The organism is Duganella sp. GW821-FHT07F09, assembly GCF_059418705.1.
Map to the genome: position 1 here is coordinate 380,107 of NZ_JBWKQJ010000003.1, position 21,847 is coordinate 401,953.

Sequence of the window (21,847 nt, forward strand, 5' to 3'; positions counted from 1 at the left end):
GATGCGCCATATGAATTTCCCTTTCACCGCCATCGTCGGCCAATCGACATTGCGCAAGGCGCTGATGCTGTGCGCGGTCGATCCGAGCATAGGTGGGGTGTTGATACGGGGCGACAAAGGCACCGCCAAGAGCACCGCCGCGCGCGCGCTGGCCGATGTCTTGCCGCGCATCGAGCGAGTACCAGGCTGCGCGTTCAATTGCGCCGCCGGCGCGCCGTGCGAGCATTGCGATGTGTGCGGCGGGCGGGCGCCGGAATTGTCCACCGTACCTTTCGTCACGCTGCCGCTGGGCGCGACCGAGGACCGGGTGCTGGGCAGCCTGGATATCTCGCGAGCGCTGCAAGGGGGGCAACGGGCGTTTCAACCGGGATTGCTGGCGTCCGCGCATCGGGGCCTGCTGTATATCGACGAGGTCAATCTGCTGGCCGACCATCTGGTCGACGTGCTGTTGGACGTCGCCGCCATGGGTGTCAACAGTGTGCAGCGCGACGGGCTGTCGATCCGCCATCCGGCGCGCTTTACGCTGGTGGGCACGATGAATCTGGAAGAGGGAGACTTGCGTCCGCAACTGCTGGACCGTTTCGGCCTGATGGTCGAAGTGACCGCGCCGCGCGAGAAGACGGAAAGGTCGGAGGTCGTGCGGCGCCGTATCGCCTACGAGGCCGATCCAGCGAGTTATCTCGAACAGTGGAGCGACCAGCAGCACGCGCTGCAAACCAGGCTGGCGACGGCGCAGGCCTTGCTGCCCACGGTCGTGTTGGACGATGCCATGCTGGATCTGATCAGCCACCTGTGCTGCGAGTTCGACGTCGCCAGTCTGCGCGCCGATATAGTCATGCACAAGACCGCGCGCGCGCTTGCCGCGCTGGAGGGCCGGACGGTGGTGGATTTGCGGGACATACGTGGCGCCGCCGAGTTGGTGCTGCCACATCGCCGCCGGCGCAAGCCTTTCGAGCAGCCAGGCCTGGACCAGCAGCGCCTCGACGATTTGATGCCCCAGGCAGCCAGCGAGCCGCAGCCGCCGGAGCACACGTCCGGTGAGCATGGCGACGATGCGTCGGAGGACGCGCAGTCCGGCCGGGGCGACGACGAACAGATATTTGCAGCTTCCGCCGGCGGCGCCGCGCCGCGCATTGCGGTGGAAGCCACGACCGACGCAGCGCGGACACAGGGACGCCGCAGCGCTGCGAACAACACGGCGCGCGGGCAGATGCTGCGCGCGGTGCCGAATGAACAGCCGACCAGTATCGCCATCGGCGCGACTTTGCGCAGCGCGGCATTGCGCGACCCCGCCAGCATGCGCGTGGTCCGCGCCGACCTGCATCAGCAGGTCAAGGCCGGCACCAGCGGCAACCTGATTGTGTTCGTGGTCGACGCCTCCGGCTCGATGGCGGCGCAGCGCCGCATGGAAGCGCTCAAGGGCGCGGTGCTCAATCTGCTCACCGACGCCTACCAGCAACGCGACGAGGTGGCTGTCGTAGCGTTTCGTGGGCACGACGCCCAATTGCTGCTGGCGCCAACCCGCAGCGTCGATCTGGCGGAACGGAATTTGCGGGAGTTGCCGACCGGCGGGCGTACGCCGTTGCCACATGCGCTTCAACTGGCGCTGGAGGTCGTGGAGATTGCTAAAAAGGGCGCACAAAGCGGCCCGCCGCTGCTGGTATTAATGACCGATGGTAAAGCCAACGTGCCGCTGGCCGACGCAGGCGACCCGTGGCGCGAGTCGCTGGAGCTGGCGGAAATGCTGTCCGAACGCCGCATTCCATCCTTGGTGATCGACACCGAAAGCGGCTATACGCGGTTCGGCCGCGCCGCGCGGTTGGCGGAAGCGCTGAAAGCGGAGTGCCTGACGCTGGAAGAACTGTCCGCCGACAACCTGGCGCTGACCGTGCGCGCCCGGCTGGCCGGCGCATAAAGAGATAACCTAGGAGTAGTTGCATGATCATTTGTATAGGTGCGGGGCCGGGCGACATCGGCTATCTGACCCAACGCGGCGCGCAGCTGATACGCGAAGCCGACGTCGTCGCCGGTTTCGAGGCCGTGCTCAATGTCGTGCGCAGCCTGATACCGGAGACAGCGAAAGTGGTCAGCATGGGCTATCGCGACCAGGTGGAGCAGCTGGACAAGGTGGCGGTGGAACACCACGCCGGCAAGCGCTGCGTGGTCGTTTTCATGGGCGATATCCATTTCAGCGGCTTCCAGTACCTGGAACGGGTCGAACGCGCCTGCGGCCATCCGGTCGAATCGCTGCCAGGCATATCTTCCGCGCAGATACTCGCGTCGCGCGCCAAGGTCTGCTTCGACGAAACCACGTTCATCACATTCCATCGCCGTGGCGACCTGGAACCGTTCAAGCGCCACCTGGTGCATGTGCTGCAGGATCAACGCAACGCCATCGTCATCCCATGTCCTTGGGATGCGGCGCGCTCGTTCATGCCGTGGCATATCGCCGCCTACCTGATCGAGCATGGCATTCCGCCATCGCATCCGACCGAAGTGTGGGAGAACCTGACACGGGGCGAGGCGGAGTGGCATGGCACGCTGGCCGAATGCGCCGAGCATCAATGTTCGGACATGAGCATCATGTTGATCCGTACGCTGGCGCCCATGGACAGCCAGATCGAAGCGGCGCCGCTGAAATGACGGCTAGCGAGAAATTTGGCATCGTCATCGCCGGCCATGGCAGCCGCGATCCGGACGCCGTGCGCGAGTTCGAGGCGCTGGTGGAACTGGTGCGCGAACGCGCGCCGCGGGACGCGGTCAGCCACGGCTACCTGGAATTCGCCAGCCCGACCATCGCCGAGGCGGTGGCGGACAATCTGGCGGCCGGCGCCCGCCAGGTCGCGGTGGTGCCCGGCGTGCTGCTGGCCGCGCGCCACGCCAAGAACGACATGCCGGCCGAGATGCAGGCGGCGGCACGCGATTATCCGGAGATCGACTTCCACTTCGGCGCGCCGATGAGCCTCGATCCCAAGCTGCTGCAGCTGGCGCAGGAGCGCATCGTCGCGGCCGAAGCGACGTCGCCGCAAACGATCAGGCGTTCCGACACCTGTTTGGTGGTGGTGGGGCGCGGCACGACAGATCCGGACGCAAATGGCGAAGTGGCCAAGCTGGCGCGCATGCTGGAGGAGGGCATGGGCTTCGGCACCGCCTTCGTGTGCTATTCCGGTACTGCGCAGCCACTGGTCGCCGATGGACTTCGCAGCGCGGCGAGGCTGGGCTATGCGCGCATCGTGGTGCTGCCGTTCTTCCTGTTCGACGGCGTGCTGGTGAAACGCATCTATGCGGCGGCGGACGACCTGGGCGAGCGCGAGCCCGGGCTGGAGGTGCTGAAGGCTGGCTACTTCGGCGTCCACCCCCTCGTCGCCGACGTGATGATCGAGCGCGCGCGCGAGGCCGTCGCGGGCAGGGCGGCGATGAATTGCTCGCTGTGCAAATACCGCGTGCAGATCGTCGGCTTCGAGCAGCAGGTGGGTGAACCGCAGCGCGCACACCATCTCGCGGTGCGCGGACTGCTGGCGCAGGCCGATGCGGGCGGCGGGGAGCCGGCGGGTGCGGAACCGGTCTACAAACCCTACGATCCGCATCCGATCGAGGCGGAGAGCTTCCGCATCATCGCGGCGGGGCGCGAGTGGTTGTCCTTCCCGCCGGATCAACTGACGGTGCTGCAACGCCTGGTGCATACCAGCGGCGATTTCGACGCCGTCGACGACATCTATTTTTCGCCGGGCGCCGTCGACAGCGGCATCCGCGCGCTGTTGCGCTGCAAGCGCGTTCTGACCGACGTGACGATGGTGCAAACGGGTCTGAAACGCGCGCTGCTCGAGGAACTTGGCATCGATACCTGGTGCGGCGTGCATGACCGCGAGACGCATCTGATGGCCGAACAATACGGCATCACGCGCTCGGCGGCCGGCATCCGGCGCGGCTGGGAGAAGTTCGGCAACGACGTGGTGGTGGCGATCGGCGACGCGCCGACGGCGATCTTCGAGGCGGTGCGGCTGATCCGCGACCATGGTTGGCGTCCGCAGCTTGTGATCGCGCTGCCGGTCGGTTTTGTCGGCACGCGCGAGAGCAAGGATGCGCTGCGGCGCTGCCTGCAGGTGCCGCGCATTACCAATAGCGGTACGCGCGGCGGGTCGCCGTGGGCGGCCAGCGTCGTCAACGGCCTGATGATCGATGGGCTGAACCAGCTCGCCGGCTATGGCGCCGGAGATGATGCCGGCTGAACGCCAGCCCTTCGATCTGAGCGTGCCGGCCATGAATGGCCTGCGGCGCGGACGCACGACGGGCAGTTGCGCCACGGCGGCGGTCAAGGCGGCCTTGAAACTGCTGCTGCACGGCGAGCGTGACGCGCAGGTCGATATCAGCCTGCCCGATGGCGTGCATTTCCTGACGGTGCCGATACAGCACGTCGATTGGCTGGACGAGCAGGCGGTCAGGTCGGAGGTGCTGAAGGATGGCGGCGACGATCCTGACAACACGCACGGTGCCACCATCTTCGCCGAGGTGCGCCGCAACGCCGCCGGCGAGGTGCGGTTTTTTGCCGGGCGCGGAGTCGGCATCGCCACCGCGCCGGGGTTGCGGGTGGCGGTCGGCGAGCCGGCCATCAACCCGGTGCCGCGCCAGATGATGCGTCGGGCGGTGGACGAGGTGCTGGAAGACGCGATGGGCGAACCGGCCGATGCCGGCTTCGATCTGACCATCGGCTGCGAGGGCGGCGAGATCATCGCCAAAAAAACCTTCAATCCGAGGCTGGGCATCCTCGGCGGCATCTCGATCCTCGGAACGTCGGGGATCGTCGAACCGATGTCGCTGTCGACCTGGATAGCGTCGATCGAAGTGTATGTGCGGGTGGCGCTGGCGGGCGGCCAGCAATGTGTGGCCTACTTGCCGGGAAAGATAGGCCGCGAGTATGCGCGCGATGTGCTGCGGCTGCCGGAGCAGCGCACCGTGCAGATCGCGAATTTTCTGGGCGATGCGCTCGACTTTACGCAATCGGTGCTGGTGGAGGATGGCCGCACGCTGGACGTGCTGTGGCTGGCCGGCCATCCCGGCAAGCTGGCCAAGGTGCTGGACGGCGCCTGGGACACCCATTCCAGCAAGAGCAACATGGCCATGGGCGGCGTGGCGCGGGTGGCCGCGCAGTGGGGCTACCGCCCGGAAGTGGTGAACGATATTGAAACAGCAAATACAGTGGAAGCGGCAATGGAAAGATTAAAGCGGGAACCCGGTGCGCCGGCATTTTGGCGCGAGATTGAGCGCCGCATCGGCGAATTGGCACACGCGCGCGTGCCGTCGGTCCAAAGGCTGGAGGTCCGTTTGTTCGACCTGGCCGGCAATCTGCTCGGGGAGCGGGCATGAGCGGCGTCGGCACCCTGTGGGGCATAGGCGTCGGCCCCGGTCCGGCGGGCTATCTGCCGCTGGCGGCGCTGGATGCGTTGCGCCAGGCGGATCTGGTGTATGCACCGCGTGCGCGCGGCGCGGCCGATTCGGTGGCGCTGCAATGCCTGGCCGGCACCGGGTTCGAGCCCGACGCCGGCAAGCTGCGCGAGATCGAATTCAATATGGACCCGGACCGCGCGGTGCTCAGCGAGCATTATGCGCAGCTGGCCGACATGATCGCCGCCGAGCTGCGGTCCGGCCGCAATGTCGCCTACCTGACCATCGGCGACACGCTGACCTATTCGACCTACGGCTACGTGCTGGCGGCGCTGCGTGAGCGCATCCCCGGGCTGCCGCACCGCACCTTCCCCGGCGTGACCAGCTACGCGGCGGCGGCATCGGCGCTGGCATGGCCGCTGGGCGAGGGCAAGGAGCGCGTGCTGATATTGCCCTGTCCCGAGACGCCGGAGGAGCTGCGGCGCGACATCGAGAGCCACGATATCGTGGTGCTGATGAAAGTGGGCGCCCGTCTGGGTTGGGTGCTCGATCTGCTGCGCGAGATGGACATCGCCCGGCATTGCGCGTTCGCCCGCCGTATCGGACTGCCGGGGGAGTTGCTGGCCTCCGGCGTCGGCGATCTGGTGGCCGACGAGGCGATGGGTTATCTGGCCACATTGCTGGTGCGTCGCTCCCCGCGAAAGGAGCGTTGAGATGAAAGTTTACTTTGTGGGGGCCGGTCCCGGCGCCGCCGATCTGATCACCTTGCGAGGCGCGCGCTTGCTGGGCAGCGTCAGCATGGTGCTGTACGCCGGGTCGCTGGTGCCGACCGAAATGCTGAACCACTGCGTACCCGGCACGGAGTTGATCGACACCGCAGAACTGGATCTGGAGCAGCAGCAGGCCTGCTACGTCCGAGCGCAGGCGGCTGGCACCGACGTGGTGCGGCTGCATTCGGGCGATCCGGCGATTTACGGCGCCACGGCGGAGCAGATGCGCCGCCTGGAGGCGCTCGGTATCGAGTACGAGATCGTGCCCGGCGTGTCGTCGTTCACGGCCGCCGCCGCCGCGATCCAGTCGGAACTGACCAAGCCTGAGGTGTCGCAGAGCGTGATACTGACGCGCGTCTCCGGCCGCGCCTCGGCGGTGCCGGAACTGGAATCGATCGCGCGGCTGGCGGAGCATCGCGCCACCATGTGCATCTTCCTCTCCGGCCCGCACCTGAAGAAGATCGTGGCCGACCTGTCGCTGCACTATCCGCTGGACACGCCGGTCAGCCTGGTCTACCGCGCCAGCTGGCCGCAGCAGAAGATCTACCAGGGCACGCTGGGCACGGTGCTGCAAGACACCAAGCGCGGCGCGTGGAACCTGACCACGATGATGCTGATCGGCGCCGCGCTGGACAAGAACATCGCCGCCGAATCGAGCTTGTATTCGAAGGACTTCACCCATCTGTTCCGGGTGGTGAAGAAGAAGGACGCTGCATGATCCCGGCCCTGACCGCGACCCTGGGCATATGGCTGGTGCGCGCGGAGGGCGAGGCGCTGGCGACCACCCTGCAGGCGCGTCTCGGCGGCGAGATATACCGTCCATGGCTGTCGCCCGGCAGCAGCCAGAAGGCGCAATTCGCCGCCAGCTACCGGCGCCATGCCCAATGGATCATGGTCGCGGCCAGCGGCATCGCCTTGCGTTTTTTGGACGGTCTGCCGGCCGACAAGCACAGCGACCCGGCGCTCGTGGTGCTGGACGAGGCGGGTCGCTTCGCCATCGCGCTGCTGGCCGGCCACGAGGGCGGCGCCAACGCGCTGGCCTATCGGGTCGGGCGGGTGGTTGGCGCGGTGCCGGTGGTGACGACGGCCACCGAGGCGCTCAAGCCGCTGACGGTGGGCATAGGCTGCCGCAAGGGCGTCGCGGCGGACCGCATCGAGGCCGCCGTACTGCAAGCGCTGAAGGCGGGCGGCGGCTACGGCATCGGCGACGTGCGCGAAATGGCGACCGTCGACCTGAAGGCGGCGGAACCCGGCCTGCTGGAATTTTGCGCCCGGTACGATTTGCCGCTGCGCGTGTTTTCGCGGGCGGACCTGGCGGCCCGGCCCTGGGTCGGCAGGCCGTCCGACTGGGTGCGGCAGAACGTGGGGCTGGACGGCGTGTGCGAGCCGTGCGCCCTGGTGGCCAGTGCGCGCGGCGCGCTGCTGGTGCCCAAAACAAGCCTGGACGGCGTCGCCGTCGCAGTGGTACTGGATAAATGGATGGAAATCTGATGAGTGGTGTTTTGAATTTGGTGTCGGTGGGACCGGGCTTCGACGATTTGATCGTGCCGCGCGCCATCGCGGCCTTGCGCGACAGCGATGTCATCGTGGCCTATGAATTGTATCTGCGCTGGATCGCGCCCCATATCGAGGGCAAGGAGATCCACACGCCACCGCTGACGCAGGAGCGCGAACGTGCCATGCTGGCGATCGAACATGCGCGTGCCGGCGCCAGGGTCGCGCTGATCTCCAGCGGCGACATCGGCATCTACGCGATGGCCGCGCTGGCGTTCGAGGAAATGCGCGAAGACGATACCTACGAGGTGAATGTGGTGCCGGGTATTACCTCGGCCAATGCCTGCGCTTCCTTGCTGGGTTCTCCGCTGTCGCACGATTTCGCCACGCTCAGCCTCTCCGACCTGCTGTGCCCCTGGGAGTGGATCGAACACCGCGCCCGCCATATCGCCCAGGCGGATCTGGCTTGCGTGATGTACAACGTGCAAAGCGCCAGCCGGCAGGAGGGCGTCTACCGCGTGCTGCAGTTGATGCTGGAATCGAAAGCGCCGCACACGCTGTGTGGAGTGGTCAAGAATGCCTACCGTCCCGGCCAGGAAGTGGCGATTTACCGGCTCGACGAGCTGCCGTCGCTGAAGTTCGACATGCTGACCACCATCGTAGTGGGCAACCGCTTCACGATGCGAAAACGCGGCAGCATCTTCACGCCGCGTGGCTACAACGATTGGGCGCAGCCGGAGGTGAAGGATACAGCGCGGGAAGAGGAACTGCCGGACAACGCGCTATGGGTATTCTCCGGCACCAGCGACGGCAATGCCCTGGCCGCGCAGCTGGCGGAGGGACAGGATGGAAAAGTGGTGGTATCGGCGGCCAGCGACCATGGCGGCGACATGGCACGCCAGGATTGTCCCGGTGTCAGCATCTGGTCGGGCCGGCAGGGCGTGGAGGCGCGCCGCCGTGTGCTGACGCAAAAGAGCGCCCGTCTGCTGCTCGATGCCACCCATCCCTACGCCAGCGGCATGTCGGAACAGCTGATTGGATTGTCGAAGGAGCTGGGCATCCCGTATCTACGCTATGAACGCCCGAGCGAGTACCAGCCGCAAGACGGGGAATTGTGCGCTTCCATGGAACAGGCGGCCGAACGTGCCGCCGCCCTGGGGCTGCGTATTTTCCTGGCGACGGGATCGAAGGATCTGGCGACGTTCATGCGCACGCCTGGCGCCGCCGGCAAGCAGTGGTTCGTGCGCCAAACCGCCGAGCCGGAACTGATCGAACGCGCGCTGGCCCTGGGTATTCCGCGCGAACGTATTTGCGCGATGCAGGGACCGTTCTCCGCCGATTTCAATACGGCGCTTTGGCGCGACTGGGGCATCGATTGCGTGGTGACCAAAGATTCCGGCGGCGCGGGGGGCTATCAGGCCAAGGTGCGGGCGGCCAAAACGCTTGGAATTCCATTGCTGGTGGTGGCGCGTCCGCGTATCGAGTACCCGGCGATGGTGGCCGACGTCGCCGACGCGATCAGGGAATGCGCGGCGTTATGAAGCAGTTGATCCCCGTGACCATCGTCACCGGCTTTCTGGGCGCCGGCAAGACGACCTTGCTGCGCGGCCTGGTCGAGCGGCGGCAGACGCGCCGTCTGGCCCTGCTGATCAACGAGTTCGGCGAGATATCGGTGGACGGCGCCCTGGTGCGCGACGGCGTCGGCGACGACCCCCAGGTATGCATCCAGGATTTCCCCCATGGGTTGATCGCGTACGGTGACGATGTGCTGTTCGTGCCGGCTATGCGGGCGCTCGCCGGGCGGCGCGCGCAGATCGACCATGTGTTGATCGAGACATCCGGCCTGGCGCTGCCGACGGCGGTGATGGAACTGCTGCAAAGCGCGGAGCTGGCCGACGATTTCATCCTCGACGCCACGCTGGCGGTGGTGGACACGCCGTTGCTGCTGTCCGACCGCTTCGAATACGGACAGCAAGATGGCGAGAGCGCCGCCGCCACGATGTTCGACCAGCAGCTGGAATACGCCGACGTGGTCGTGCTGAACAAGATCGATGAGTTGGACGAGGCGGCGCTGTTGCTGGCCGAGACGCGGGTGCGCCGGCGCGCGCCCAAGGTGCGTTTTCTGGAGCTGGCGTACCGGGCGCAGCTCGATATCCGGCTGGCGCTGGGTCTGCGGCTGCACCAGCCCACCCGCACCGAGCATATCCACATCTTCACACCGCTGGCGACGGTGCCGGGAGCGCAGGCGGCACCGCTGGCCGGCCAGAACCGCCTGAACGGCCACGCGCATTCCGGTCTGGGCGCGCACAGTCACGGACTGGCCACCCACAAGCATTTTCATGAACAGGACCCGGGCTGGTTGTCTTTCGTGCTGCGCAGCGACGCGCCGCAGGACGAGGAACAGCTCAAATCCGCGCTGCTCGAAGCAGCGCGGGCCGAGCCTATCCTGCGCAGCAAAGGTTATATCCGGTTGCGCGACACGGACAACGCGGTGCTGGTGCAGGGCGTGCGCGCCCGCCTGACCTTGCGGGCGGACGCCGCCAGGGTTGCGGCGCGGCGTTCGCAGCTGGTCTTCATCGGCTATCACATCAACCGCGTCAAGGTCGCCGCGCTGCTGACGGAGCGCACCGGCACCGCGTGGCGCTGAGCCCCTCATTTTATTATTTACCTAAAGGAGTACCTATGAAATCCAAACTAATCCTGGCGTCGCTGGCGCTGATCCATGGCGGCGCCGCCCTGGCCCATCCGGGCCACTCGGACGGCGCGATGGCTGGCCTGATGCATCCGCTGACGGGCATCGACCATATTCTGGCGATGCTGGCCGTCGGCCTGTGGGGCGCGCAATTGGGCGGCCGCGCGCAATGGCTGCTGCCGGCCAGCTTCGTGGCTTTCCTGGCCGCCGGCGCGGCGCTGGGCGTGAGCGGCGCGGCGCTGCCGATGGTCGAAGCGGGCATCGTCACTTCCGTGCTGCTACTTGGTTTGTTGATCGGCTTCGCCGTCAAATTGAAGACCCCGCCGGCGGCGCTGATCGTCGGCGGCTTCGCCGTCTTCCACGGCTACGCGCACGGCACCGAGATGCCTGCCATGGGCAACGCCTGGCTGTACGGCGTGGGCTTCGTCTCCGCCAGCGCCGCGCTGCACATCACGGGGTTGGGGGTGGGGCGCGCGGTCCGTCGCCACAGCGGCTGGCTGCGCACCGGCGGCGGTGTTATCGCGCTGGCCGGCATGTGGCTCGGCATGGCCGCTTGAGGGGGCTCGTTTGAATGTATGCGCTTGACTATTTGGGTGCTTGAATTGTGACCAAGTAGCGTAAAATATTATCTATAAATTATTTTTTACGTGCGCTGCATCCAAAAGCAGTGGTCAAGGGTAGTGTAGGGGTGCGCTCCTCGTCATCACGGCCGGGCGGCACGTCCACTCACTTTTAAAAGAAGAGACCAACCATGCCACTGCCATTCAGCAAACTGTTACTGGTTTCCGCCATCGCCGCCTCGCTGTCCGCTTGTGGGTTCACCGAGGATATCGACAAGGACGACGATGACAAACCGCCGCAAGCCGGCGACACGGGTGATGTCATCATCTTGACCGTCAGCAATAAGCTGCTGTCTTTCGACCGTGCCACCCCGGCCACCATCCGCACCACGGCTACCGTGAGCGGCTTGCAGGCCGGCGAAAACCTGCTCGGTATCGACTATCGTCCCGCCGACGGCCAACTGTATGGCGTTGGCAGCACCGGCCGGATTTATACGTTGAACGGCGCGACCGGCGCCGCCACGCTGAAGTCCACGCTGGCGGCCGATAGCGCGGATACCAGCGCTCCGTTCACGGCGCTCGCGGGCACCGAATTCGGCGTCGATTTCAATCCGGCGGCCGACCGTTTGCGCATCGTCGGCAACGCGGGCCAGAGCCTGCGCGTGAATGTCGATACGGGCGCCACGACCACCGACGGTTCGATCAACGGCGGCGCGGCCAATACCGCCGTCAACGCCGCCGCCTACACCAACAGCTTTGCCGGTACCGCCGGCACCACGCTGTTCGTCATCGATGCCGTCAACGGCACGTTGTATACGCAGAATCCGCCCAACAACGGCACCTTGGCCAGCCCGCTGCCGCTGGGCGTCTCCGCCACCAGCGTGGCCGGTTTCGACATCGATGCGCGCACCAACACCGGCTACGCCGTGATGACCGTCGGCGGAGCGCGCAATCTGTACACCATCAACCTGGGCGCGACCGCCAATCCGGCCTCGCTGGTCGCCACAGTCGGCGCCAGCGAGGATTTGCGCGGGGTCGCCGTCCGCACTCCGGCCGCGCCAGTGGTCTACGGCCTGACTTCGGACGGTCGTATCGTCTCCTTCAAGGCCGCCACGCCGAATACCCTGGACACCAATGTGGCGATCACCGGTCTGTCCGGCAGCGAGCGGCTGCTGGGCTTCGATATTCGTCCCAAGGACGGTTTGCTGTATGGCCTGTCCTCGAACGGCCGCATCGTGACCATCGATCCCGCCACAGGGGCCATCACCGCCAAGGCGACACTCGCCGCCGACACTGCCGACAGCTCGTCGCCGTTCTCGAACCTGATCGGCACCGGTTTCGCGGTGGACTTCAACCCGGTCGCCGACCGCTTGCGCGTGATCAGCGATTCGGGCCAGAACCTGCGCATCAACGTCGACAACGGCGCCACCACGACCGATGGTCCGGTCAATAGTAACGGCGTGACGGCGGCGGCGTACACCAACAGCTACGCGGGCGCCACGGCGACGGTGCTTTACGATATCAACACCAGCGGCGGCAACCTGATGACGCAAAATCCACCGAACGACGGCATCCTGGTCAACGTGGGATCGCTGGGCGCGAGCGCGGTGGGCGACGTGGCGATGGACATCGCCGGCGGCGCCAATGGACTGGCGCTGGCGGCATTGCGTAGTTCGATCAACGGCGCGAGCCTGCTGTACCGGGTGGATCTGGCCACCGGCGCGGCGGTGCCGGTCAATGGCACGGGGACGGTCGCCAATTCCGCGATCGGCAACGGCCAGGTGGGCTTGATCGACCTGGCCATCTCCCTGAAGTGATCCTGAAGCGATCCCGAAGTGACCCTATTCCCGCCCGGCGATGTATAGCAAGGTCTTGACGTCGTTCTCGCTCGCGATGGTTCTTCGCAGTATGTCGTCGCGATGGATCGTCGCAACCGGGTCGCGGCGATAGTAGCTCATCAACGCGATCTCGCCGGACTTTGGGTAAGGGGGCGCGGCGGCCGCCGTCCGTCCGAAGATCGAGGAGGTTCCGCCATGTCCCCACGACCAGTGTATGCCGAAGGCGCTGGTGAGAAAGGCGTGGCCGATCTCGTGCGCGGCCGTCATCGCGAACATGGCGTCGGCGTCGCTCTCGTGCCGGGGCTCGTAGTAGAGGTTTCCGCGTAGTAGAGGGTAGGGATTGCTGGAGCGGCAGCTCAACGGCCCTAGCAGGGGGCTGCCGGTGTGGGCCAGGATCAGCGGCAGGCCGCCCGCCGCGTGCCGCGCCGAGACGGTTACCGCGTAGCCGGCGCCATGCAAGGTGATGGTGCGGCTCCAGTATTTGCGCAATCCGAGGTCCGCCAGTTGCGTGTAGTGGCTGAAGCGGTCGTCCGGGACGCGTCTGGACTGGCCGAGAACCCGGGCCGCGAGCGTCGGCATGCGATAGTTCAGCGTCACTTGAATGGCGACGGTACGGTTTTGATCGTCGATCGAGGCGGTCGCGTAGCGGACCGGTTTGGCGCGGCCGGACAGCAGTTGCGTGCATTCGAACGCGGTGACCGGATGTGGCGGGAAAGTGGTATCGCGGGGAGTCTTCGCCATCGCTATGTTATCGGGGTATCAGGATGATTTCGCGCTCACACGTCCATTCGGTGCACGCGGTTCACGCAAAACAGCCCGAGAGCGGCAATGCCGCCTTCAGGCCGGTGCTGCATCATACTACGCCGCGCTACACGCTATGCGGCGCCGGGACCGATCAGCGAGCCGGAGGCGTCGACTCGGGCGTGGTCGTTGCCGGCGGGGTCGTGGCGTCCGTAGGGTTCGGGCTGCCAGCGGCCGGTGGCGTGGTTGCGTCCGGAGCCGGGGTCGGCGTCGAAGGCGTCGCGCTGGGCGCCGGGGTTGGGGCGGTCGTGGCTTCTGGTGTAACTGGATCGGCTTCTTGTTTTTTGCAGCCGGTAACAGCTGCGGCAGTCAGGATCAACGCAAAGGCGAACTTGGCGGGTACATTCAGTTGTTTCATGGTGACCTCCGTGGTGTAGTGTTGATACGTATCTTAGCTACACCTGAGCTTGGGCGGTATAGGCGTTCTCGCGGCGTGTTTGTAGGACTAGTCTTAAATAGTGTCATGGCCCGGGGGCGCGGTTCACACATGCGGGCGCGTGCCGCCGGGGCGCGTTCTAGACTGAAGGAAACTGTTCTTGACCCGCGCCTATACTGTTTCGACCAATCGCGGGGATGGGCGGTGTCTTATCTGGCGCCGCGCTTGACGATCCTGGCCGGGGGCCGCATGCGCGGTGCCGCGTCCGACTGGCGCCGTATCAGTGCATAGTCCATCAACGCGTGTTCCGGCGGCTGCGGCGCGCCGCCGTGGCGGGCGCGGACCTGCTGTACCAGCGACCGCAGCGCCGCCTCGGCCATGCCGGTGATGGGCTGGCGCACGGTGGTGAGTTCGGGCCAGATCGTCGTCGCCAACGCGGTATCGTCGAAGCCGGCCACGGTCAGGTCGCCCGGCACGTCCAGTCCCAATCTGTGGGCGATCGCCACGACGGCGGCGGCCATGTCGTCGTTGCTGGCGAAGATGGCGGTAGGACGCGGTTCCTGCGCCAGCAGGATCTCCGCCGCGTCCAACCCCGAACGATAGGTGAACATCCCCGGCACGATCAGCTCCGGCGCGCCCTGCGCGTGATGCTCGGCGATGGCTGCCTTGAAACCGGCCAGCCGGCGCGCGCTCGCGCTCTGGTTCGGATGGCCGGCGACGAAGCCGATGCGCTGGTGTCCCAGCGCGATCAGATGGCAGGCCATTGCATGGGCGGCCGCGTAGTCGTCGATGCTCACGCCGCTGACACGCGGGTCCGGCTGGCCACAGGCAACCGTCACGGTCGGCGTGCCGGCATCGGTGATCAAGTCGATCAGCTGTTTCGAGTCGCACAGCGGCGGCGGCAGGATGATGCCGTCGACGCCATTGGCGATCAGGCGGCGCGCCTGTTCGACGCCGTGTTCATCGGCCTCGCACTTTTCCACCACCAGCTGGACGTTGTTCGGGCCGGCCTGGTTGAGCAGGCCGACCAGGAATTCGCTCAGGTAGCCGGCGCTTGGATTACTGTACAAGAAACCGATGCGGATCGAGCGCGAACCGGCCAGGCGGCGCGCCGCCTGATTGGGCACGTAGCTCAGGGCGGCGACGGCGTCGGCCACGCGGTTGCGGGTCTTCTCGCTCACTTTGGCGTCGCCGTTCATCACGCGCGACACGGTCATCGGGGACACGCCGGCCAGCTTGGCGACATCGGTCATTGTCGGTGCTTGCGCCGGCGGTTCCAGGGGGCCTTGCTCTCTACTTGTCATCTTCACTCCAGGGTCAGGTCCACCAATGCTACACGAGCTGGGCTGTAGATGCGATTTTAGCAAATGATTTTCCTGTTATCCCCGGCCCGGCGCGTAAGGGAAATGGATGGCCTTGTAGTAGTCCAGCGGCTTTGGCGGCGGCGCCACGCCCGGCGGCAGCGGCAAGCCGTTCACCGACTGGAAGTAGGCGATGCAGGCATTGCGCCACAATTCGGCGTTGGCCACCTGGCGCTGCAGGCGCTGCGCCACTTCGGCGTGGCGACGGGCGTCGATCAGCGGCCGCAGCGCCATCCAGCGCGATTGCAGCTCGCGCGCGCCGCGCACGCCGGTGTCGTAGTGGTGTATCAGTTCGGCCCACAGCGTGCGGCCCGATGGCATGGCGTAATCCCACGGCAGGTGATGGAACCACAGCAGGAATTCCGGCGGCGTGGTGCGCGGATCGGCATACTGGCGTGCGATCTCCGGCGCGTACTGGGCCAGCGCGTTGGTGCCCTTGGCGGTGCGGTCGAAGCCGATGCCGTCGCGGGCGGCGCGATGGTAGTAGACCGGATTCCAGTCCTCGCGCTCCAGATTGTCGATCCATGGCGCCGGGCCGTGGTGGTGGGAGGTCCCCATCATGTGGTGCAGGCCCAGTGGCGTCATGTAATCGACCACGGTTTCGCGCGACATCATCATGATGTCGACCACCGGCGCGGTGACGCTTGTGTCGGGACTGAAGGTCTGGGCGGCCCATTCGACGGCGATGTCGCGCGCCGATGCCTGCGGGTTCCACGCCAGGCGGCCGTACGCGTACCAGTTGGCCTGGTCGAAGTGGTGGCCGGTCCAGTTGCGGTCCGTGCCGATGTTGGCAACGCCGGCCATGCCGGTCAGGGGTGGGCGCCCGGCCGACGCCGGCGGCAGGGCCTTGCCCTCGACGACCTGCGCCACCGTCAGGCCTTGCGGCGCGCGCCTGGTGTCGGCTCGCAGCGTCTCTTCGAACATGGTGCCCAGGTAGGCCAGGTCGGTGGAGAAGCCGAGGTACTCCTTGGTGATCTGGAATTCCATCATCAGCGGCGTCTTCGGCATGCCGCCGAACAGCGGATGGAATGGTTCGCGCGGCTGGAAGTCGATGGCGCCGTTCTTCACCTGCACCATGACGTTGGACGCGAACTTGCCGTCGAGCGGCGTGAATTCGTCGTAGGCCTGCTTGGCGCGGTCGGTGGCCTTGTCGGCGCCGTGCGCGTAGACGAAGGCGCGCCACATGACGATGCCCTTGTGCGGCGCAACGGCGGCGGCCAGCATGTTGGCGCCGTCGACGTGGGTGCGGTGGTAGTCCTGCGGGCCTGGCTGGCCTTCCGAATTGGCCTTGACCAGGAAGCCGCCGAAGTCCGGGATCGCGCGGTAGATCTCGTCGGCCTTCTTGCGCCACCATGCCTGCACCGCCGGCGAGAGCGGATCGGCGGTGTCGGTTTCTTTCAGTTCCAACGGCGTCGAGAAGCGCGCGGACAGGTAAACCTTGATACCGTAGGGGCGCAAAATGTCGGCGACGGCCGCGGCCTTGGCGATGAAGGCTGCGGTCAGCACCTCCGGCTTGGAGTTGACGTTGTTGAGGACCGTGCCGTTGATGCCCAGGGAGGCGTTGGCGCGTGCGTAATCGGTGTAGCGCCGGTCGGCGATGTCCGGCAGTGCCCACCAGTCCCAAATGGAGAAGCCGGAGTAGCCGCGTTCCACAGTGCGGTCCAGGTTATCCCAATGGTTCAGCAGGCGCAGTTGCAGCTTGGGCGCCGAACTGGCTTCCGCCGCCGCGCCGGTGGCTGCCGCGCGCAGCCAGGCGAAGGAACCGTACAACAGGCCGATGTCGCTGTTGGCTGCTATCAAGGTCACGTTGTGGCCCTGTACGCGTGTTTGACGCAGCAGGTAGCCTTCCTGGCCCAAGGCCGCCAGCTCGGCGCGCAGCGGGGAGGAGGACGCGGACAGTTCCGGCAGTGTCGCCGGCGTCGCCAGTACCAGCGAACCATCGCGTATCGTCGTCGATGTCGCCGGCGTGCTTCCCAGCATGCCTTGCAGTCCCTTTTGCAGTTCGCTGAGCGTGGCCTGCGACGTGGGCGAGGGCTTGCCCGTCAGGACCAGCGTCCGGGCCTGCGCCTGTAGTTTGGCCTGCGACGCGCGTTCCAGTGGGTGGTAGCGCAGCCACAGGTCGTAGCCGTCTTCGTCGGCGGCGCATGCCGGCGCCGCAGCGGCCAACGACAACAATACAGTCGTCATCAGCTTGATAAATATGTTTGCCATCTTGTCTCCGTTTGTATTTTTTTAATCAGCGCGCGCGCGGGCTTTCCGGCGGGCCGAGATAGCTGTCGCGCTGGCCGCCGGTGTCGACCACCAGTTTTTGCAGCACCAGGGCGGGATCGATCACCCAGAATTTCAAGGTGTGCTTGCCCGCGCTTTCGATCGTGTGTTGGGACGTCATGACCGTCGCGCCATCCGAGACGGTGCGTTCCCACGCTTTTTCGGAGCTGTCCGCGTGCAGGTTGACGATCTGCGGTGCTTCGTCGTCGAACGATATCGCGTAGCGCAGGCCTGGTCCCGGCTGGATCTTCTGGGTCGGCGCCAGGGTGGCGTGCACGGCGACCTTGCCCTTCGTGGTCAACTGCATCTGGTACTCAAGCCGCATTTGCGGCACGCCGTCCGGTGGCGCATCGACCGGCAGCGTGGTCATGCCCGATAGCGTGCGGCCATGGTCGGGAATGCGCAGCCACTCGCGCTTTTCCGGCGCCACCGCCCGGGTGTAGTGCTCCGCTTCCATCGATACCACGCCGGCGGTTTCGATAAAGTCGCCTTTGGAGGCCTTCGCCATGCCGGTTGGCCGGCGCAGCGGAACAACCACCGTCGTCCTGGCGCCGTTCGGACCGGAAACGGTCAAGGTCGCGCGGTCCACGCCCGACGGAACGTCGGACCAGCGCACATCGACGCCGACGCGCTGCTCGCGCTCCACCCGTCCCGCAGGCTTATCGAGCACGATGCCCGGGGTGTTGGCGGTTACCTTGTAGTCGAAGGGCTGCTGGCCGCGATTGAAGATCTCGATGTGGCGCGGGCGTTCCTCGAACGCGTCAAGGGCCGGCAGCGCCAGGGCGTCGCCGGCGGGGCCGGGCCATACGTTGGCGCTGCCTTCGACGGCCACGCCCATGTCGCCTTCCTTCGGAACCTGTACCTCCGTCACCGGCGGCATCACGTTGCGGGGCGGCTGGTTCCAGTAGGTGTAGCCCAGGTGGGTCTGCGACATCATGTGGTTCCATTTGCCGCCGCTGATGTCCTCATGATAGCGACGCACCAGCTCCGCATCCTGCTGGAACAGCTCGCGCGTGCGCGCCGCCAGATCGTTGGTGGAGGTGCGTCCCTGCAGGGCGTAAAGACGGTTCATGCCGGCGGTGACATACAGCTCGTTGACCACCGCGCTGGCCTGCACCGGATAGAGCACCAGCTGGAAAAAGGCATCGCGCTTGGCCGCCGGCAGCGCGGCCGAAATGCGTTCCGCGCGCGCCGCGATGTCGCGGTACTCGTCGACGATGCGCGCCGCTTCGCCATAGTTGACCAGGCTGTAGGTGGTCGGCTCCAGCTGCTCGGGTTTGCGGCGGCCGTTGTACTTGGCGTACTTGGCGACGATGTCGGCGATGTCGTCGGCATGTTCAGGCCCGAATTCACGCGTGGCCCACAGTTTCAGGTAGTCCGGCAGGCGCTCTGCCGGCCAGGCGGCGGGATTCCACGCGTAAGTCAGGAAGAATTCGATCGGCACTTCCATCGGTTTGAGGTCGCCGACGTTGACGATCCACATGCGGTTGGCCTGGTACTGCCATGCCAGATGCATCTGTTCCCATATCTTTGGCAGCGGCGTGACGTTGATCCATTTATAGGAGCGCGGGCCGCCGACATAGTCGAAATGGTAGTAGACGCCGGCGCCGCCGGCGCGTTTGCGCTCCTCCTGCGTCGGCAGGCGGCGGATATTGCCCCAGTTGTCGTCGCACCAGAGCAGCATGACGTCGTCGGGCACGCGCATGCCTTTTTCGTAGTAGTCCTGGACTTCCTTGTACAGCGCCCAGGTTTGCGGCACCTTGGTGACGTCCGGGTCGATCTCCTTGGCGATGGCTTCGCGCTGGCGGTTGACGATGCGCTCCAGCAGCGAGACGTTGGATTCCTCCGACATCGGCTCGTCGCCGTCGCCGCGCATGCCGATGGTGATCATTTTTTCGTAGTCGCGCGTGTTGCGCAGGCCTTTGCTCCAGAAGTCATCGAGCACGCGCGCGTTCTTGTTGTAGTCCCAAGGGTCTTTACCCTGGCGCTTCCATTCCTGCTGCGCGCGCATCATCGGCTCGTGGTGGGACGTGCCCATGACGATGCCGTATTCGTCGGCCAGCTTGCCGTTCAATTTGTCGTCGTCGTAGAAGGCGGAGTTCCACATCGCCGGCCACAGGTAGTTGGCGCGCAGGCGCAGCAGCAGCTCGAACACCTTGGTGTAAAACTCGTGGTTGTAGCCGCCGTAGCGCTGCTTTACCCAACCGGTCAGCGCGGGTTGTTCGTCGTTGAGGAAGATGCCCCGATATTGCACCACCGGGGCGTCGCTGACGGCGACGGGGGCGGAGGCGTAGATGCTGGCGTGGCTTTGCGCCGGCACGTCTGCCCACCACTGCCACGGCGATACGCCGATCTGCTCGGAGATTTCGTAGATGCCGTAGATGGCGCCACGCTTGTCGCTGCCTGCGATGACCAGGGCGCGCTCGACGCCGGGCAGCGGGCTGCGCAGGGTTTGCACCTGCCAGCCTTCCCATTTGCCGTTGATGGCGGTGACGTTTAGTTTGCCGGCTTTGATCAGTTGGTCGATCAGGGGGCTTTTGCCGATGGTGCCGATGATGATGACGTCGGCGCCGGTGGGTTTGCCGGTTTGCTCCAGGGCGGGACGGGCATTGCTGACGCGGGCGATGTCTTCCTGGAGGTCGCGCGCGGCGCGGAGTACGCCGGGGTGGTCGGTTTTGTCGACGTAGATGGTGGCGGCGCGGCCGGCGTTGGCCAGCGTGACCGCGTCGGGAGCCGGGGTGTCGAATGTCGCCAGGCGTTTTTGGCCTAGCGCTTGGGCGGGGAGGGCGCAGGTCAACAGCGCCAGGAGGGCGGCGCCTGCGAGGTAGAGTTGTCTCATTTTTTTAATGGTTATCCATTTTTTTGTGTTTGTGGCCTGTTGCATTGGCTGCTGGCGAAGCTTGGCGGATTACGCTTCGTTAATCCGCCCTACGTGTTTCCTCGGTGTCTCTGGTGTCAGTTTCCTGGTTTTTTGCAGTTGCGGCGGAGTAGGTCCAATGGGACCGCTTCGGCCAGGGCGCGGTAGCCCGCCAGTGAGGGGTGCAGGTGGTCGCCGGAGTCCAGCGGTTTGCTGATTCTTTTCGGGTCGGCGGGGTCGCGCAGGGCGGCGTCGAAGTCGACCACCGCGTCGAATAGGCCGGAGTTGCGTATCCAGTCGTTCATCTCCTGGCGGTCGGCTTCGTTTTCCGGCTCCGGGTGGTAGTAGTCGCTGCCCACATAGGGGGTGATGGTTGCGCCAATCATACAGATTCCGCGTGCCTTTGCGCGTTCGGCCAGCTGGCGATGCGCGAGGCGCAGATCGGCCAGCAGTTTTTTGCGGTCGGCCGGCAGGTCCGGGGTGTTGCGGTGCTGGCCGCCCAGGTCATTGACTCCTATGAACACCAGCGCGTGCGTGACGCCGGCGCGCGACAGCACGTCGCGGTCGAAGCGCGACGCGAGATTCGGTCCCAGGCCGTCGCGCAGCATGCGGCCACCGCCGATTCCGGCGTTGACGATGCCCACTTGCTGGCCATCCTGGCGCAGACGCGCCGCAAGCAGGTCGGTCCAGCGGCTGTTGCTGTCGGTGGCGACGCCGTAGCCATCTGTGATCGAATCGCCGATGGCGACAAAGGCGCCGGTGCCGCGCGGCGCCTGCACGTCGACATCGCTCACCAGGAACCAGCGCGGTATCGTGCCGGCTTCGGCCCATTCGGCGTCCATGATGCGGTTACCCTTGGCGAAAAAGCTGGTGGCGCGCGAGCCGGAGTGGCTGGTCTGGCGTGGCGGCGCCTCCTTGAAGTACAGCGATACCGAGAGGTCGCTGGCCGGTTTGACGTCCAGCGCAACGGCGTCGCTATAATATTCGGCGCCGGCCGGGATCATCACCGAGGGGCTGCTGTCGAAGGTGAGCGTGCGCGAGGTGGCGCCGTCGATTTGCGCTTTGCCCGGCGCCAGCGCCAGGGCGACGCTGGCGCCTTCCACCATCAGCGGCGCGGTGCCGTGCACATTACTGAGCCGGACCCGCAGGCGGCTGCCTCCGAGCGACAGGCGTACCGTCTGGCGCAGGCTGCCGTCGCGCCAGTTCGCGGCGGCCAGCTCGTTGGCCGTGTCGGGAATCTGCTGCGCCGTGCCCCAGGAGGCGACCCAGCGCCCCTCCGATGGCGGGACTTCTCCGCCCGGGGCGGGGCCGTTCAGCGAGGCGCAGGCGGTCAGCGCGAGAGCGGGTACGATCGCCGCCAGGGCGGTGACCAACAATCCGCCGAAGCGCACGTGTGACGCGTGTTGACTTGGTCGCATAAATCCTTCACACTGGTTAAATGTTAGCGC

The 21,847-nt window shown here is 66.0% G+C and carries 16 protein-coding genes; 11 read left to right on the plus strand and 5 right to left on the minus strand.

Translation table 11 applies throughout. The features are described from left to right. Position 1: 1 nt before the first annotated feature. The 11 genes from AC07P1_RS10185 to AC07P1_RS10235 all read left to right on the plus strand — a co-directional run bounded on the left by AC07P1_RS10185 (position 2) and on the right by AC07P1_RS10235 (position 12,715). On the plus strand, positions 2-1,915 hold the full coding sequence (locus tag AC07P1_RS10185) for a putative cobaltochelatase (RefSeq protein ID WP_494695683.1): 1,914 nt from the start codon (positions 2-4) through the stop codon (positions 1,913-1,915). 23 nt (positions 1,916-1,938) lie between these two features. Beyond that, entirely contained in the window at positions 1,939-2,643 is a 705-nt protein-coding gene (locus tag AC07P1_RS10190; RefSeq protein ID WP_494695684.1) for a cobalt-precorrin-7 (C(5))-methyltransferase, read from the plus strand. Then, a complete protein-coding gene (locus AC07P1_RS10195) occupies positions 2,640-4,229 on the plus strand; it encodes a precorrin-8X methylmutase (protein ID WP_494695685.1) in 1,590 nt (529 codons plus the stop codon). Before AC07P1_RS10190 ends, AC07P1_RS10195 begins: the two co-directional genes overlap by 4 nt. Then, positions 4,216-5,364 carry a cobalt-precorrin-5B (C(1))-methyltransferase CbiD gene (gene cbiD / locus AC07P1_RS10200; protein ID WP_494695686.1) on the plus strand — a complete coding sequence of 383 codons (1,149 nt, stop codon included), beginning with the start codon at positions 4,216-4,218 and terminating at the stop codon, positions 5,362-5,364. Before AC07P1_RS10195 ends, cbiD begins: the two co-directional genes overlap by 14 nt. Next, the gene (gene cobI, locus AC07P1_RS10205; protein WP_494695687.1) at positions 5,361-6,095 is read left to right on the plus strand and encodes a precorrin-2 C(20)-methyltransferase; all 735 of its coding nucleotides are present in this window, start codon (positions 5,361-5,363) and stop codon (positions 6,093-6,095) included. The genes cbiD and cobI overlap by 4 nt, the downstream gene beginning before the upstream one ends. 1 nt (position 6,096) lies before the next feature. Further along, positions 6,097-6,870: a precorrin-4 C(11)-methyltransferase gene (gene cobM, locus AC07P1_RS10210; RefSeq protein WP_494695688.1), complete on the plus strand. Its 774-nt coding sequence runs from the start codon at positions 6,097-6,099 to the stop codon at positions 6,868-6,870. After that, positions 6,867-7,643, plus strand: coding sequence for a cobalamin biosynthesis protein (locus AC07P1_RS10215; RefSeq protein WP_494695689.1), 777 nt, complete (start codon positions 6,867-6,869; stop codon positions 7,641-7,643). The genes cobM and AC07P1_RS10215 overlap by 4 nt, the downstream gene beginning before the upstream one ends. Further along, positions 7,643-9,187 carry a precorrin-3B C(17)-methyltransferase gene (gene cobJ / locus AC07P1_RS10220; protein ID WP_494695690.1) on the plus strand — a complete coding sequence of 515 codons (1,545 nt, stop codon included), beginning with the start codon at positions 7,643-7,645 and terminating at the stop codon, positions 9,185-9,187. The genes AC07P1_RS10215 and cobJ overlap by 1 nt, the downstream gene beginning before the upstream one ends. Beyond that, the gene (locus AC07P1_RS10225; RefSeq protein ID WP_494695691.1) at positions 9,184-10,293 is read left to right on the plus strand and encodes a CobW family GTP-binding protein; all 1,110 of its coding nucleotides are present in this window, start codon (positions 9,184-9,186) and stop codon (positions 10,291-10,293) included. Before cobJ ends, AC07P1_RS10225 begins: the two co-directional genes overlap by 4 nt. Before the next feature lie 35 nt (positions 10,294-10,328). Next, positions 10,329-10,895, plus strand: a complete 567-nt coding sequence (locus AC07P1_RS10230; protein WP_494695692.1) for a HupE/UreJ family protein — start codon at positions 10,329-10,331, stop codon at positions 10,893-10,895. A gap of 194 nt (positions 10,896-11,089) precedes the next feature. Next, a complete protein-coding gene (locus AC07P1_RS10235) occupies positions 11,090-12,715 on the plus strand; it encodes a DUF4394 domain-containing protein (RefSeq protein ID WP_494695693.1) in 1,626 nt (541 codons plus the stop codon). A 24-nt stretch (positions 12,716-12,739) separates the two neighbouring features. Here AC07P1_RS10235 and AC07P1_RS10240 read toward each other — a convergent pair whose 3' ends face one another. From AC07P1_RS10240 to AC07P1_RS10260, 5 genes are all read right to left on the minus strand, one after another. Continuing rightward, positions 12,740-13,477, minus strand: a complete 738-nt coding sequence (locus tag AC07P1_RS10240; protein WP_494695694.1) for a hypothetical protein — start codon at positions 13,475-13,477, stop codon at positions 12,740-12,742. Positions 13,478-14,122: 645 nt separating this feature from the next. Then, positions 14,123-15,217 (minus strand): LacI family DNA-binding transcriptional regulator, encoded by a 1,095-nt coding sequence (locus AC07P1_RS10245; protein WP_494695695.1) that lies wholly within the window; start codon positions 15,215-15,217, stop codon positions 14,123-14,125. A gap of 75 nt (positions 15,218-15,292) precedes the next feature. Further along, positions 15,293-17,485 carry an alpha-glucuronidase family glycosyl hydrolase gene (locus tag AC07P1_RS10250; RefSeq protein WP_494695696.1) on the minus strand — a complete coding sequence of 731 codons (2,193 nt, stop codon included), beginning with the start codon at positions 17,483-17,485 and terminating at the stop codon, positions 15,293-15,295. A 25-nt stretch (positions 17,486-17,510) separates the two neighbouring features. After that, entirely contained in the window at positions 17,511-20,381 is a 2,871-nt protein-coding gene (locus AC07P1_RS10255; protein WP_494695697.1) for a glycosyl hydrolase 115 family protein, read from the minus strand. Between the two features lie 116 nt (positions 20,382-20,497). Further along, positions 20,498-21,817, minus strand: coding sequence for an SGNH/GDSL hydrolase family protein (locus AC07P1_RS10260; RefSeq protein ID WP_494695698.1), 1,320 nt, complete (start codon positions 21,815-21,817; stop codon positions 20,498-20,500). Positions 21,818-21,847: the final 30 nt, after the last annotated feature.